This window comes from Chryseobacterium carnipullorum (assembly GCF_900142785.1).
GTDB lineage: Bacteria > Bacteroidota > Bacteroidia > Flavobacteriales > Weeksellaceae > Chryseobacterium > Chryseobacterium carnipullorum.
In genome coordinates this window covers 62,516-78,013 of the sequence record NZ_FRCD01000010.1, presented here as the reverse complement: position 1 = coordinate 78,013, position 15,498 = coordinate 62,516, and the positions used below count along the sequence as shown (strand labels likewise).

Genomic DNA, 15,498 nt, shown 5'->3' with positions numbered 1-15,498 from the left:
TTGGAAGGTTTTTTTTAATTTAGTCGTTAAAATCTGACTATGCTTAATGAACTTATTGAAAGATATTCTCAATATTCTGATTCAGAATTAATGGAAGTCTATTTAAATAAAAACGGATATACAACCTGATAAATATTCATAGTTTTAAATATGAGCTGAAAAGCCTTTCAAGAAGCTTCCAGATTGGCAAGGCTCATATTAATATTGCATTATTTTTCAACGTCATCATTTTTCTTAAATTTATTAATGAATGTCGTAAGATTGGTAGCATATCCTACCATTACCTGTGGTGCAACATTTTTTGTATAAAAATCATAATATCCGCCCAATCTAAAATACAATCCTCCATTTCCATCATTAGGACTAAGTTTTGTATAAAAATTAGTAGTAAGAAAGAGAGTATTATAGAACGTTCCATTATCCTTTAGAATTTCTTTTCTAAAATTCCTGCCTTCAATCATATCTAAATCTTTATTCGCTCCACTATATTTCAATCCTAATAATCCAAAATTTACATCTGCACCAAAATTGATCTGAGGTCTTATTTCTATTTTCAATCTTGGACCATGTGAAATAGAATACAGTTGATAGTTTGTAGTAACCGTATCTTTTATCGTTCTGAATTTAGTTCTATACATCTGAATACCGTAGTCTAGAATCCAGCTAGTGGAAGTTCCTTTCCATTCAAATGAACCAACCCCAATATTTACCCCGGCCTCTACATTATTTTTTCTTAACAGCTCAAAGGATGATATATTTTTCGAATTATCTTTTACATTAAATTCGATAAAACCACTTCCCTCTTCCTGTCCATTATAAATGGATGCATTCAAATAAGCTTCCATATACTCAGGCGAATTAAATCTACCAAAATTCACATAATTTAACGGAATCCTTGCTCTCCCTTCTGCTTGTAGCAGGCTATTTCCTCCTTCATTATTAAATCCTAAAAAATCAGAAAAAATAATGGCTGTAAAATAATCATACAATCCTCTTTTTTCTACTTTAAGCTCTTCATCAACTTTTATTTCGTACTCTTTATTTTTTAAGGAATAACTATAATTATTTTCAAAAGGTTTATAATCTAAAAGATCGTTGCACTCTATATAATAATAGCTATCCGTACCTCTTGTTGTATATATTTTAGCACTATAATTATTTCGATCGATAATCGTGGACCTGAAAGGTATAGAATACTTACTATTGAATAATGTTGCTTCTTCCTTTATTACAATAGTTCCACTACTATCCAATATATTTCCTACAACAGAAATACTGTTTATTTTATTGTTAAAAAGTCTTACACTTGCATATTTTGGGGCAAAATATAAATATTGACCAGTACTATCCTCTGCCTTTAATTTAATTAATTCTTTATTCATTTTTAATCTTCCGCCATATTCAATATCCTGCAAATCATACAGTTCAGTTAAAACCTCCTTTTTATTAAAATCTTTCATCAAATTATAATAAATATTCTTCCATTGTAATTCTACCTCTGGTTTCAAGATAAATGCAGTTCCTACCAGTTTTGACTTTTTCATAGTGCTTCCCATGGCTGAGATAAAAGTTTCCTGATCAAAATTATTTACTATTTCAATGCTTTCCTCACATTCCGTACTGGCTTTACAAATCTGAATTTTAAATGATGTAATTTTTTCCTTTGTTTTTGTAGTTTTTATTTTAGCCTCATACGGAGTTGATTCGCTAATAAAGTTTCCAAATAACTCATATGAATTTTGAGAAAAAGCATATGTTCCAATCAATAGTAATACTACAGATAAAATTTTTGTTTTCATGGCTATTAGTTTTATACAAAGTTTAAAAATCCATGAATACAAGTAAATTACCCGTTCGGGTGATTTTGAAATATAGAAAAAGGGGATGTAAAGTAATATGAGACAAAAGAAAAAGCCCCCCAGCAACGAGAGGCCATAAGTTTATCATTTTCAAACAACTAAAAAGAAAAGAGTAAACTGTTTTATAACATTCATTAAAGATTTCATTAAAATAGTCTGTAAAGACAGTCTGCTAATGATTTGACAGTTAATGTTTTTCTTAATTAAAATTAAATTATAGAATAAATTAAATCATTAAACAAAACGGGATAAAGTAAATTGAGTTTTCCTGGTTATTAGTTAGTACAAAGTTTAAAATTTTATCATCGTAAAAAAATCCCCCTTTTGTGGTATTTTGCAAGTATTTTAATTATTTTAGCATAAACCAATTAATTCATGGAGAATTCAGAAAAAAAACACCCTCTTATTGAAGTCTGGAATACGTATCCGGGTGTAAGAAGAGACAGAACGATCCGTGATAAACCACCGATCGAAAAGATCATCAGTGAAATGTTTGCCATTGGTGAATTTTATTATTACGCGCTCAATCTTACCAATAGTACGCTTTCCCATCATCATGAAAATATCCTCAGACTTCACGGTCTTGACAGCTATCCTGAAAATTTAAAAGAAGTCATAGACCTCACGCACCCTGATGATATTGAATTTGTCATGAAAGCTGAGCAGACTCTGATCGACAAAATGACAGAAATAGGTTTAGAACATCAGCTTTACATCAAATGCAGCTATTGCTTCAGAATGAAAACAGCGGAAGGAAAATATGAACTCTTCCATCACCAGTCTGTGATCACCATGGAAGATGAAACCGGAATTCCCATTCAGGCGATAAACATCCATACTAACATCCATCATATCACAAAAGAAAATCCTTATACCGTCCTGATTTCAGGGATGGGCCCCAGAAATGACTTTCACCAAGTGAAGCTGGACTCCTTTTCGAAACCTGAGAGTTTCCCTGAACATTTAACGAAAAGAGAAATGGAAATTCTTTCCCTTATCACAAAAGGATATTCAGGCCCTGAAATTGCCCAGTCCCTGATTCTATCTGAACACACAGTACGCACCCACAGAAAAAATATTTTACGAAAAACAGATTCCAGGAACTGCAAAGAGCTTGTAAAGAAAGCTTTTGAAAGAGGACTTATCTAATGATTTTTTATTAAGAAATCTGATGAAAGGCTGATAAATCTCACCAGTATATTTTGGTTTAAAACTTGTATTTTTATAGTAATGGAAAACATGATGATACTGCCGCGTTTTAAAGATTCTCCTCACTTTAAACATTTCTGGGAAAAAGGAAACGGAAAACAACTTATCGACTTTTCCGGAGCTGAAGTGAGTTTTAAGGACTTTGAAAAGTTTTCACGCTATTTTTATCATGTGGATGAGGTGGGAGATGAAGTGGTAAAAGAGGTTTATTTTACTAAAAAATTTCATGAAGCCTCAAGAGAAATTGAAAATTATATCCGAAACGGGGTCTCTGAAACAGATGATGTTCCTGAAAGCGTAAAAAAACTTTTCACCCAGACCCAGCAGATTCCGGAATGGCTTGACTACAGCCTGCTGAAAAGCGGCGCAGAGCTCTGTATGAGAAGTAATATTGACTCGCTCATCTCATTAAGGGATTACTGTCTGATCGGCGGTTATGATTATGCCTATCTTAATAAACCCCTCACCGCTACAGAGGCTCTGAAAAAAGGTGCGGTAAAACGTCTTTCAGAAACTCTGGACTTTTGGGTCAATGCAACGCGCTATGATGCCCTTCAAATTCATGCAAAAGGTTACGAATTTGCTATTAAGACCCGCCTGATTCATTCGTACGCCAGACTTTCCGTCAAGAAACATTACAAGGAATGGGATACGGAAAACTGGGGAGAACCTATCAATTCATGGGATATGATGGCTACGTATATTGGTTTCAGTCTTGTTTTTCTTCACAGTCTTAAAAAATTGGGAAATACCTTTTCAGAAGAAGAGGAAAAAGGAATTTTTCATCTTTGGAAATATGTAGGATACTTATTGGGAATTCCTGAGCAACTTCTTCCCGACAGTAAAAAGCAGGCAACAGAATTTTTTCATTTATGGACTTCTGTTCAGCCTCCTTCGGATAAAGATTCTATTTTACTCGCCCATTCTTTACTGAATGAATCTCTGGAAAATCCAATTTTAAAATTCAAGTTTCAGAGGACTAATCTCAGATATCTGCACATCTGCTGTACCTGGTTTCTGCTGGATGATGAGGTATGCAAAAGACTTCAGATCCCGGAAGTTTCAAACAGAAAACTGTTTCCCAAAACAAAGATCCTGTTCAACAAAATCTATGATACAATCGTAAGCAGGGATGCAAGAATAAAAAAAGGAGACAAAGACCAGATGAAAGTACTGGAAGACTATCTCAGAGTGACTAAAAATTCAAATTTTCACTAAAACAATACTGAACAGCAAGTATAGTCAACGGAAAAAATTATTTTTTATGTTTTGAATCATAAAACTTCACATTCCATTCGTAATGAATAACATCAGCCTCAAAACATTATTATTATTTAACGATAAAAACAGTTTTTCACAGTAAATAATATTAGTTTTTGAAGGTAAAATTCCGTAATTTTGAGCAATTATTTTAACAACAGATGAGCAACATAGACGATAAGAAAAAAGCACTTGCATTAGTGCTTGACAAGCTAGATAAAACATACGGAAAAGGAACGGTAATGACCTTAGGTGACAGTACAATTGATACGACCATTGAAGTGATTCCTTCCGGATCTTTGGGATTAGACATCGCTCTTGGAGTAGGTGGATACCCTAGAGGAAGAATCATTGAGATCTACGGACCTGAATCTTCCGGTAAAACAACTTTAACACTTCACGCGATTGCAGAAGCTCAAAAAGCAGGTGGAATTGCAGCATTTATTGATGCAGAGCACGCTTTTGACAGAGGTTATGCAGGAAAATTAGGAATCGATCTTGAAAACTTAATTATTTCTCAGCCGGACAACGGGGAACAGGCTTTGGAAATTGCTGATAACCTGATCCGTTCAGGGGCAATCGACATTGTGGTTATTGACTCCGTTGCAGCATTAACTCCAAAAGCAGAAATTGAAGGAGAAATGGGAGATTCCAAAATGGGTCTTCACGCAAGATTGATGTCTCAGGCATTGAGAAAACTGACTGCTACGATTTCCAGAACAAAATGTACCGTTATTTTCATTAACCAATTGAGAGAAAAAATCGGGGTGATGTTTGGAAATCCGGAAACCACAACCGGTGGTAATGCATTGAAATTCTACGCTTCTGTAAGAGTAGATATCAGAAAAGCGAGTGCACCGATTAAAAACGGAGATGAAGCAGTAGGAAGCCGTGTGAAAGTGAAAATTGTAAAAAACAAAGTAGCTCCACCTTTCAAACAAGCTGAATTTGACATTATGTACGGTGAAGGAGTTTCTAAAACAGGAGAAATTCTTGATCAGGCTGTAGAACAGGGAATTGTAAAGAAAAGCGGTTCTTGGTTCAGCTATGAAGAAACCAAATTGGGACAAGGTCGTGACGCAGTAAAAGACGTGTTGAAAGACAACCCTGAGCTAGCTGATGAATTAGAAAATAAAATCAAAGAAGAATTGAAAAATAAAGTAAAATAATTTTTTTCAATCCATATATTTAAGACAGCTTCAGGGCTGTCTTTTTTTTGTGTAATTTTAAATAAAAATGCAAATGAAGCTGAATATTCTATCCAAAATAGTCGGTATTTCGGTATTTATATTTTTCTTATCCTGTAAAAAAGACAGCAAGATCAACCCTGATTTCGTCGTATATCCTGTCGATACAAAAAACGAGAAAATTGAATTCTTTTGGAAAGATCATCGAAACCAGCCTTTAAGGAATATTGAAAATTTAAAAAAATACGTTAACACCAAAAATCAGAATTTAAAATTCGCTATGAATGGCGGTATGTTCATTGAAAACAATATCCCAAAAGGATTATACATAGAAAATTTTAAAACTTTACATCCCATTGATACATTGAGTGGTGAAGGAAATTTCTACTTACAACCTAATGGCATTTTCTATAGAACAAAATCTAATGAATCGGTCATTATTCCTACTTCAAATTTCAAAACAGATTCAAATATACAATTTGCGACGCAATCCGGTCCTATGTTGATCATCAACGGAAAAATAAATCCCATTTTTCAAGAAAACTCAGGTAATTTACATATCAGAAACGGTGTCGGAATATTGAAAAATGGCGATCCGGTTTTTGTGATGTCTAAGAAAAAAATAAACTTTTACCACTTCGCCTCCTTCTTTAAGAGTTTGGGCTGCACCCATGCATTATATCTTGATGGTTTTGTCTCTAGAGCTTATTTCCCGGAAGAAAACTGGACTCAGGTAGATGGAGATTTCGGAGTGATGATTGGTGTTACCACTGAAAAGTAACCCGTTTCACAATTACAGTCCGTAGAAAAAATGCCATTCTGTCACATTCTCCTTCATGGTATTTTTTTTGAGCATTAAAAGGAAATTAAAAAATCTAAAATATTATGACTAAAGGAAATATTAATGTATCTGTGGAAAACATTTTCCCTCTCATCAAAAAATTTCTTTACAGTGATCACGAAATATTCCTGAGAGAACTGATCTCAAATGCCACGGATGCTACTTTAAAATTAAAGCATTTAACAAGTATCGGAGAAGCTAAAGTGGAATACGGAAATCCGAAGCTTGAAGTAAAAATCGACAAAGAACAAAAAACACTTCGCATCATCGATCAGGGAATCGGGATGACGGCTGAAGAGGTTGAAAAATACATCAACCAGGTTGCTTTTTCGGGCGCTGAAGAATTCCTTGAAAAATATAAGGATTCTGCAAAAGACTCCGGAATTATTGGTCATTTCGGTCTTGGATTCTATTCTGCATTTATGGTGGCCGAAAAAGTGGAAATCATCACTAAATCTTATAAAGACGAACCAGCCGTACGATGGATCTGTGACGGAAGTCCGGAATTCACTCTTGAGGAAACTACTGACAAAACAGAAAGAGGAACAGAGATTGTTCTTCATATTGCAGAAGATTCAACCGAATTTTTAGAAGAAGCAAAAATTCGTGAACTGCTTTCAAAATACAATAAATTCATGCCTGTTCCGATTAAATTCGGGACTAAAACCCATACACTTCCATTACCGGAAGATGCTCCGGAAGATGCCGTTGCAGAAACTGAAGAAGTGGATAATATCATCAATAATCCAACACCAGCATGGACGATTGCCCCAAGCGAACTGACCAGTGAGGATTACATGAAGTTCTATCACGAACTGTATCCAATGCAGTTTGAAGAGCCTTTGTTTAATATTCACCTGAATGTTGATTATCCGTTCAATCTTACGGGAGTTTTATTCTTCCCGAAACTGAGCAACAATTTAAATATTGATAAGGATAAAATCCAGCTGTACCAGAATCAGGTATTTGTAACGGATGAAGTAAAAGGGATTGTTCCAGATTTCCTTATGCTTCTGAGAGGAGTCATTGATTCTCCGGATATCCCGTTGAACGTTTCCCGTTCTTATCTTCAGGCAGACGGTGCTGTAAAGAAAATTTCTTCTTACATCACGAAAAAAGTAGCCGACAAAATGTCTTCTCTGATCAACGAAAACCGTGAAGATTATGAGAAAAAATGGAATGACATCAAAATCGTTATTGAATACGGAATTATCACGGAAGAAAAATTTGCTGAAAAGGCAGATAAATTCACGTTATATCCTACTACAGATGGAAAATACTTCCTATGGAATGAGCTGATCGAAAAGATTCAGCCTTCGCACACCGATAAGGATGGTAACACGGTCATTCTTTACGCAACCAATGCAGATGAGCAGCACAGCTATATTCAAGCGGCTAATGATAAAGGTTATGACGTTCTGTTATTAGACTCACCTGTCATTTCTCACGTGATCCAGAAACTGGAAACGTCAAAAGAGAAAATCTCATTTGCAAGAGTGGATGCAGATCACATCAATAACCTGATCAAAAAAGACGACCCTGTCATTTCTAAGTTAACTGAAACTGAAAAAGAATCTTTAAAAAAGAACGTTGAAGAGGCTGTAAAAGACGCCAAATTCACGGTACAACTTGAAGATCTTGACAGCAATGATGCTCCGTTTACCATCACGCAGCCTGAATTCATGAGAAGAATGAAGGAAATGCAGGCAACCGGCGGAGGCGGTATGTTCGGAATGGGAGGTTTCCCGGAAATGTATAATCTGGTCGTGAACTCGAACAGTGAGCTTTCAAACCAGATCTTAAAGACAGAAAATCCTGAAGAAAAGGAAACTTTAATCAAGTATGCCCTTGACCTTGCGAAGCTTTCACAGAATCTGTTGAAAGGAAAAGACCTGACAGATTTTATTCAAAGAAGTTATAAGCAACTGGAGAAATAATAGATACTCTAAAAATAGTAAGACTGCTCTCATATTGGGAGCAGTCTTTTTTATGCTTTAAATTTGAATCAAACCGAATGTGAAGTTGAGGAAACGCAAAGACGCAAAAGTTTTTTTACATCCTACTGTTTTAAGGCGCAAAGATTTTATCTCCGATAAAATTGTACACCGCTAATATTGCGAGAAATGAAATAATTTTATAATCAATCTAGAATCCTTTACAAATCGTACCAATCAAAAAAAATTGAACTATCACTTTTCCCTTGCTGAAAATCTTCGATATTCCTGCGTCTTAAAAACTATTTATATTTTAAAACCTTGCGTCTTTGTGTGTAAAACCTAAAAACAAAAGCGTAAATAATAAACACATTGATGCAATACCTTTGATATTCTAAACTTTTTCTACACTTTTCCTTAAATCTCAACCTCCTACTTCACATTTTTTCCATTTTCTATTGTACACATTGTCCTTTTTTTCCATTTTTGTATAAAATGTCGGATATGCAAAAAGAAAAATTACGCGTCATCAGAAAACAAAAAGGCTATACTCAGCAGCAGATAGCCGATATTATCGCGACTGATGTATCCAACTACAGCAGAAAAGAAAGCGGTGATGTAAGAATCGTTAAAGATGAATGGGACAAAATTGCCCGTTTTTTGGATGTTACTGTAGAAGATATTTATGAAGAAGAGGAAGCAAAAGTAGTTGTTAATTACGATCATCCTGTATTTAATGACAGCTCTTCCGGAAATGGAACGATGACTCAATTTCATAACATCTCTGCATCCATTATTCAAAGTTTACAGGATTATATTGCCCTGCTAAAGCAAGAGAATGAAAGATTGAAAGAAGAATTAAAAACTCCGAAAGGAAGAAGATAAATTTGGCAGTTTCCAGTGTCGTTTATTGTATCCAGAATACTCTTGAGTATTCTGGATATTTTTTTTAATTGGTTGTGGTTTTTTTTTTACTACCCCGTCTTTTTGCAGGCAAAAATCCACCCCTTCAAGGAAGGGGAATGTGAAGGGAGATCTAACTTCTCTATCGGTAGATTAAGGAGAGTGATCTTTTTTATTTGGGGGTTCCAGCGGCAAAGCCGCTGGAACCTGTTTTTATTATGGTGTATCACTCTTCCTCTTTTTTATTACTAACCAATCCATTCAGGTGGTCTCTATTTGGCTGAATAAAAACTTTAGTGCCTTAAGTATTTAGAGAACCTAACTTTCGTGTTCGTTAAGTATTCTTTTATCTTGTCACCCATAAATGCATCTGGGCTTTTGAAAATATAGCGATAAAAAGGAATAGGAATGAGAAGATTGAAATGGGTTTCATTGGTTTTCGTTTTATTGATGAACCAAAGCTATCCCGCCTATTGACCGAATGGAAAATCCTGATCTGAACGGGTAAAATTTTCAATCCTAAATCTCGTCAAGCGGATTCCAAAAGAGTTTTTTGAAATCTTTGATTCTTAAATTGTCGACGGTAATACCTTCTGCTTCGAGTCTTTTTTGAAATTCAGGAACAGACAATACTCCGGAACTTGATATCACACGATGTGCCGGAACGTCTTCGGGGCAGCCTCCCATCGCTTTTCCTACGTGACGGGAATGGTTCGGATACCCCACTGCTTTTGCTATAGCTCCGTAAGAGGAAACTCTTCCTTTGGGAATAAGTCGTGTAATCTCGTAAATCTGTTGTTTGAAAATTTCGTCCATAGTCAGTCAGGGGTTGTGTTCCGTTAAAAATAAGGTCTCCGTGAATTTTAAACCGTTTTTGCATCATTTTTGAATGTTTAATGATTCAATGATGTTTGATTTTAAATATAAAGGTATGAAAAAATCATTTTTCCAACTGCTGAATACAGTGAATAAAAAGATGCTCCCCAAGTTGAGCGACAAGGATCCGAACAGCCTCAGTAAAATTGAGAAGGGAATTCTGGCCTACCGTTATTTTGTGCTGGTGAATTCTCTGGACTGAACCCCTCCACGTACGTCATTGCGAGCGAAGCGAAGCAATCTCTTTATAAACTTTTTCTTAGTGGTTTTATTTTGAAACATTAAGGTTAGAATTAAAATTTCAAAAGCAATTAACCTTAAAGACTTTGTTGCTTAAATTATGAGATTGCTTCGCTACGCTCGCAATGACAAGCACAACCATAAAAAAGCGCCTCAAAATGAATTGAAGCGCTGGTATTTTGATAAGAAGTTATTCTTAAGAATTTTCCAAAATGTAAGAGAACATCAGTGGCGCACAGATGGTAGCATCACTTTCAACGATGAATTTCGGTGTAGTGATATCCAGTTTACCCCAAGTGATTTTTTCATTAGGAACTGCTCCTGAGTATGAACCATAAGACGTTGTAGAATCTGAGATCTGACAGAAATATGACCAGAACGGAACGTCATGCATTTCCATATCCTGGTACAACATTGGAACTACACAGATTGGGAAATCTCCTGCGATACCTCCACCAATCTGGAAGAAACCAACTCCTTTTCCAGCTGAATTGTGAGTATACCAGTCTGCCAGGTACATCATATATTCGATTCCTGATTTCATAGTGGTTGCCGTAAGCTCACCTTTGATACAGTAAGAAGCGAAGATGTTACCCATCGTAGAATCTTCCCATCCCGGAACCACGATCGGAAGGTTTTTCTCTGCTGCAGCGATCATCCATGAGTTTTCTCTTGGAATTTCATAGTACTGCTCAAGAACTCCTGAAAGAATCATTTTATACATGAATTCGTGCGGGAAATAACGCTCTCCTTTAGCTTCTGCATCTTTCCAGATCTCCACGATATGCTTCTGAAGTCTTCTGAAAGCTTCTTCTTCAGGAATACAGGTATCGGTAACTCTGTTTAGCCCTCTTTCTAATAAAGCCCACTCATCCTGTGCCGTCAGATCTCTGTAGTGCGGAACTCTTTCGTAGTGAGAGTGTGCCACAAGATTCATTAGATCTTCTTCAAGGTTAGCGCCTGTACAAGAGATAAAATCAACTTTTCCCTGACGGATCATTTCTGCAAGAATCTTCCCCAATTCAGCAGTAGACATCGCACCTGCCAAAGTAATCATCATTTTTCCGCCATCTTTAAGATGTGCAACATACCCCTTAGATGCATCTACCAATGCAGCCGCATTGAAGTGCAGGTAATATTTCTCTATAAATTCAGAAATCGGTTTGCTCATTTTTTTAATTTTTGCAAAGATAAAACTTAAAAACGGAATGCAACATGAGTACTTCAATAAACTCCTCCGCGAACATCCTTTTTTAACAAATGATAAAAAATGTTTCTCAACATCCCATATTTTACACAAAAAAAATACAGCCCTGGAGCTGTACTTTCATCTAACAAATATAGATAACACAGGGACTACCCGTGACAAGATTCTACTTTTAAGATCTCGATCTTCCTTTCACCATCTTTGAAAGGCCAGTCGATGATATCTCCCACTTTATATCCTACAGTTGCCAAAGCAATATCCGATAAGATGGAATGTTTATTTTTTGCCGGTTTAGCTTTTACGGAGGCAACGAAAATATATTCGTGCTCGAAATTCCGCGTGTGGTCTTTGATGGTTACTTTTCTGTCAACAGTCACTACATCATCAGGGAGATCTCTCCTCAAAACCTGCTTGGCTTTCTTCAGTTCTTCAGTAAGTCTTTTCTCTTCCGGCATGCTTACCTTTTTTCTTCTGAGTGTATCTTTTATCGCATCATAAATTCCGGTGGTTACAGTAATATGGTTGGACATTTTTAATTCTTTTAAAATGAGTGGATGCAGCTATTCCAGTGATCCAATGCAGGATGACCCTATTCAGTTTTTCTCCTGTAGAAAACTGCAAAAATAAATACGTGAAATTAATTGGAATATTTTCCCTGTCGTGGATCCTGACAGGGCTTAATTAATAAAGTCCTTGGAACTCTTCAGAAAAGAATCTGTATGTAAGTATAACAGCGACAACAAAAGGCCATTAGAGTGGCTTTCTGCAGAAGAAGGAATAATTGCTGTCATAAATTAATGTTTGTAAATAATACCCCTAAGATAATCAAAAATACCGATATACAAAAGGAAAAAACCTACTAAACTGCAACTCAGATCTCATAGCCTCTACATCCCAAAACCTGAATCTCTAAAACTTAAACTTCCTGTTATCTTTCTTTTCAGAAATTTTCTTTTTGGTATCCAGTCTTTTCTGCTTCTGTCCTTTTGAAGGTTTGGTAGCCAGTCTCTTTTTTGGTACAATTAAGGCTTTGTCAACGAGATCAATAATTTTTTCAATCGCCTTATTTTTATTCATGAGCTGGGTCCTGCTTTCAGAAACGGTAAGGAACATATAGCCGTCAGCCTTGATTCTGTTTTTTAACTTACCCCTGATGAGCCCTTTTTGATACTCATTAAAAAATTCGGATTCATCGACCAGCCAAAGAACGGTTACCGCAGTTTCCACTTTATTGACATTCTGGCCTCCTGCCCCACTGCTGCGGGAAGTTTTAAAGCTGAGTTCTTTTGAGAAGTCTTTCATAGGATGGGTTAAAGATAGTGGATTAATAGATAATAGATGGCGAGATGATAGATGTAGAGATGGATGATGGTAAATGAATAGATAGTGGATGGGACTATTTTTTAACTTTTGGTTATTATTTTATAGAGTTCTATTCTGTTGACTTTGCCGTTTGGGGTTCTGGGAATTTTATCCGTGAAAATAATTTCTTTCGGTTTGTGAAAACTTTTTTCAAAAGGGATTTTTAAAACCTTTTCAGAAAGTTCTGCAGATTCTTCTCCTTCGATGATCAAAATAAGTTTCTGTCCCAATCGTTCATCTTTACTTCCTAAAAATACCGCTTCGTTCGGAATTTCTTTTTTAACTAATGCTTCCAATGCTTCAGGGAAAATTTTAGCTCCGCCGGAATTAATCACATTGTCGATGCGTCCCAGAAATTTAAACTGTTTTTCATTTCTAATCTCAACTAAATCATTCGTTTGCAGAACCTCAGTATTTAAATCGGGAGCCTCTATTTTCAGACAGCCTCTTTCATCTGTAGTGATAGAAATATTTTCGAAAACAGTGAAATAATCTTCAGGTTCAGGCATCAGCTGTTTCAACGCAATATGAGAAAGGGTCTCGGACATTCCGTAGGTCTCAAAAATACGGTTTGAAGTATTGGAAAGCAGTTTTGTACTTAGTATTTTGCTTTTTAAATTTTCAGAAACAGCAGCTCCTCCAATGATTAAATTTTTAATCAAATGCAATTTGTTGAGTGAATTTTCTACCTGAAGCGGCGTCATAGCACAAAAATCTACTTCTTCATTTAAATATTCGGTTGGTTTTAAGGAGGGATCAGTTACGATCAGTTTCAATTTTCTCTGAATAGAACGTACCATCATCATTTTTCCTGAAATATAGTCTACAGGAAGGCACAACAATGCTTTGTTCCCCTCTTTTAATTCCAAAAAATCACAGGTCATCACCGCAGACTTGATCATTTTCTTTTTTTCAATTTCAAAAACTTTCGGAATCCCTGTGGAACCTGAAGTTTGCACTTTTACAGTATCTCCAAGGGAAAACCATTCATCTAAAAAATTTTTGATGGTATATTCGAAATCCGTTTGAGGAGATAAATTATTAATATTGAGTTTATTGAAGTCTATCAGCATAATGGTATGAAATAAAGCGGAGTGTAAATGTAAAAAAAACTTTAAAATTTTCTTGTATCTAAAGAAAAAAGCTGTAAATTTGCATCACCAAAATAAAGAGACCCATGGTGTAACGGTAGCACTCTGGTTTTTGGTACCATCAGTTGGGGTTCGAATCCCTGTGGGTCTACTTAAAGCCTTTTTAATCGACAGATTATTAAGGCTTTTTTATTTCCCAATGGAAGTCTTTAATGATTTCGTAATTTCAACCCAATATTAACATTTGCGAACCATTCATAATAATATTACTTTAAACAATCATAATAATAACTACATTTTATTGTTAAAATTTCATCTATGAAAAAGAAAATATTGTAAATTCGCAATATTAAAATATACATACGATGACTTCAAAAATTATTTTCAAATTTTATTTCGCATTAATATCAGGCTTTTTTTTATCTATAAATGGACAGGTAGGAATTAACACCACTATGCCACAGGCGACCTTGGATGTAGTCAGCAAAACAAACTCCTCTGCAAACAGGTCATTTAAAGTCCGAAACTCTTCAAACGTAGAGGCACTAACTGTTACTGATAACGCTCGTGTCGGAATAAGAATGACTAATCCACAATCCAATTTTCATATTTTGAGTGATGTGTTAGGAGCAATCAATGAAAGAGCTGGAGGAGTAGGTCCCGCGTACTTCGTCCTTAGAAAAAATGCCTCTACTGACAGCAGTATCAACCAAGCTTTAGCATCGGGAGATAATGTAGGGGCGATTGTCTTTGCAGGAAACTCAGGAAATGGCTACAACAGCAATGCCTTAACTTCTTCTAGGATCACGGCACAAGCAACCCAGAATTTTACAACAACAGCACAGGGAATCAAAATAGAATTCCATACGACCCCCAATGATACAAATTCAAGTGTTTTACGAATGACCATAGGTCAGGACGGTAAGATCGGGATTGGTAAAACAGCTTCAACAAATATTCTGGAGATAGAGGGAGAAGCTTCTAAAACGACTGCCGGAGCATGGCTTGCCAATTCGGATGGACGCCTGAAAAAAGACATTCAGCAAATCTCCGGCAATGAAGCATTAGAAAAACTGCTTCAGTTGAAAGGAGTTTACTATTATTGGAATGATGATAAAACGGGTATTCTTCGTCCGAAAGAAAAACAGATGGGCTTTATCGCCCAAAATATACAGGAAGTTTTTCCCGATAAAGTAACCAAAGATACCAAAGGCTATTTGCAAACTGCCTATGGAGATTACGATGCCATTCTGGTGGAAGCCATAAGAGCGCTGCATGAGAAAAATGAGAATCTTGAAAGAAGAATCAACGAACTAGAATCAAAAATTAATGGCTTACCGAAAAAATAATTTTCAAACGTTGAGATGACAATGCCTTTCGTTGGGAAGGCTTTTTTGCTTACAAGAATCTGGAAACCAAAGATTATCCAAGATTTAATTTTTGGAATGACGTTCGTAAAACTATTATTTTAAAATTTTTTACTTCAAAAAAACAGCTTCTTATATTCCAAAGTATTGCACATCAATAAA

General features: G+C 35.7%; 14 protein-coding genes and 1 tRNA gene. 9 read left to right on the top strand and 6 right to left on the bottom strand.

The window, feature by feature from the left end:
• Positions 1-209: 209 nt before the first annotated feature.
• Positions 210-1,799 (bottom strand): hypothetical protein, encoded by a 1,590-nt coding sequence (locus BUC06_RS12465; RefSeq protein ID WP_073334307.1) that lies wholly within the window; start codon positions 1,797-1,799, stop codon positions 210-212.
• A gap of 435 nt (positions 1,800-2,234) precedes the next feature.
• On the opposite strand from BUC06_RS12465, the gene BUC06_RS12460 reads away from it, so the two are divergent.
• From BUC06_RS12460 to BUC06_RS12435, 6 genes are all read left to right on the top strand, one after another.
• Positions 2,235-3,008, top strand: a complete 774-nt coding sequence (locus BUC06_RS12460) for a LuxR C-terminal-related transcriptional regulator (RefSeq protein WP_073334305.1) — start codon at positions 2,235-2,237, stop codon at positions 3,006-3,008.
• A 90-nt stretch (positions 3,009-3,098) separates the two neighbouring features.
• Positions 3,099-4,286, top strand: coding sequence for an oxygenase MpaB family protein (locus BUC06_RS12455; protein WP_073334453.1), 1,188 nt, complete (start codon positions 3,099-3,101; stop codon positions 4,284-4,286).
• Positions 4,287-4,489: 203 nt separating this feature from the next.
• Positions 4,490-5,497, top strand: a complete 1,008-nt coding sequence (gene recA / locus BUC06_RS12450) for a recombinase RecA (RefSeq protein WP_073334302.1) — start codon at positions 4,490-4,492, stop codon at positions 5,495-5,497.
• 73 nt (positions 5,498-5,570) lie between these two features.
• Complete coding sequence (locus BUC06_RS12445; protein WP_073334300.1) at positions 5,571-6,296, top strand: phosphodiester glycosidase family protein; 726 nt, start codon at positions 5,571-5,573, stop codon at positions 6,294-6,296.
• Between the two features lie 104 nt (positions 6,297-6,400).
• Positions 6,401-8,293, top strand: a complete 1,893-nt coding sequence (gene htpG / locus BUC06_RS12440; protein ID WP_073334298.1) for a molecular chaperone HtpG — start codon at positions 6,401-6,403, stop codon at positions 8,291-8,293.
• 501 nt (positions 8,294-8,794) lie between these two features.
• Positions 8,795-9,175 (top strand): helix-turn-helix transcriptional regulator, encoded by a 381-nt coding sequence (locus BUC06_RS12435; protein WP_073334296.1) that lies wholly within the window; start codon positions 8,795-8,797, stop codon positions 9,173-9,175.
• A 537-nt stretch (positions 9,176-9,712) separates the two neighbouring features.
• On the opposite strand, the gene BUC06_RS12430 is transcribed toward BUC06_RS12435, so the two are convergent.
• Positions 9,713-10,009, bottom strand: a complete 297-nt coding sequence (locus tag BUC06_RS12430) for an MGMT family protein (RefSeq protein WP_073334294.1) — start codon at positions 10,007-10,009, stop codon at positions 9,713-9,715.
• A 115-nt stretch (positions 10,010-10,124) separates the two neighbouring features.
• On the opposite strand from BUC06_RS12430, the gene BUC06_RS23840 reads away from it, so the two are divergent.
• Positions 10,125-10,271 carry a hypothetical protein gene (locus BUC06_RS23840; RefSeq protein ID WP_164466099.1) on the top strand — a complete coding sequence of 49 codons (147 nt, stop codon included), beginning with the start codon at positions 10,125-10,127 and terminating at the stop codon, positions 10,269-10,271.
• Positions 10,272-10,505: 234 nt separating this feature from the next.
• On the opposite strand, the gene BUC06_RS12420 is transcribed toward BUC06_RS23840, so the two are convergent.
• The 4 genes from BUC06_RS12420 to BUC06_RS12405 all read right to left on the bottom strand — a co-directional run bounded on the left by BUC06_RS12420 (position 10,506) and on the right by BUC06_RS12405 (position 13,951).
• Complete coding sequence (locus BUC06_RS12420; protein ID WP_073334290.1) at positions 10,506-11,480, bottom strand: deoxyhypusine synthase family protein; 975 nt, start codon at positions 11,478-11,480, stop codon at positions 10,506-10,508.
• A 185-nt stretch (positions 11,481-11,665) separates the two neighbouring features.
• Complete coding sequence (locus BUC06_RS12415; RefSeq protein ID WP_073334288.1) at positions 11,666-12,046, bottom strand: GreA/GreB family elongation factor; 381 nt, start codon at positions 12,044-12,046, stop codon at positions 11,666-11,668.
• A 379-nt stretch (positions 12,047-12,425) separates the two neighbouring features.
• Positions 12,426-12,818, bottom strand: coding sequence for an alternative ribosome rescue aminoacyl-tRNA hydrolase ArfB (gene arfB, locus BUC06_RS12410; protein WP_073334286.1), 393 nt, complete (start codon positions 12,816-12,818; stop codon positions 12,426-12,428).
• A gap of 101 nt (positions 12,819-12,919) precedes the next feature.
• Entirely contained in the window at positions 12,920-13,951 is a 1,032-nt protein-coding gene (locus BUC06_RS12405) for an AMP-binding protein (RefSeq protein ID WP_073334284.1), read from the bottom strand.
• A 98-nt stretch (positions 13,952-14,049) separates the two neighbouring features.
• Between BUC06_RS12405 and BUC06_RS12400 the strand changes: the two genes are divergently transcribed.
• Together BUC06_RS12400 and BUC06_RS12395 are read left to right on the top strand one after the other, a co-directional pair.
• Positions 14,050-14,120, top strand: a tRNA-Gln gene (locus tag BUC06_RS12400).
• A 214-nt stretch (positions 14,121-14,334) separates the two neighbouring features.
• Positions 14,335-15,318 (top strand): tail fiber domain-containing protein, encoded by a 984-nt coding sequence (locus tag BUC06_RS12395; protein WP_073334282.1) that lies wholly within the window; start codon positions 14,335-14,337, stop codon positions 15,316-15,318.
• Positions 15,319-15,498: the final 180 nt, after the last annotated feature.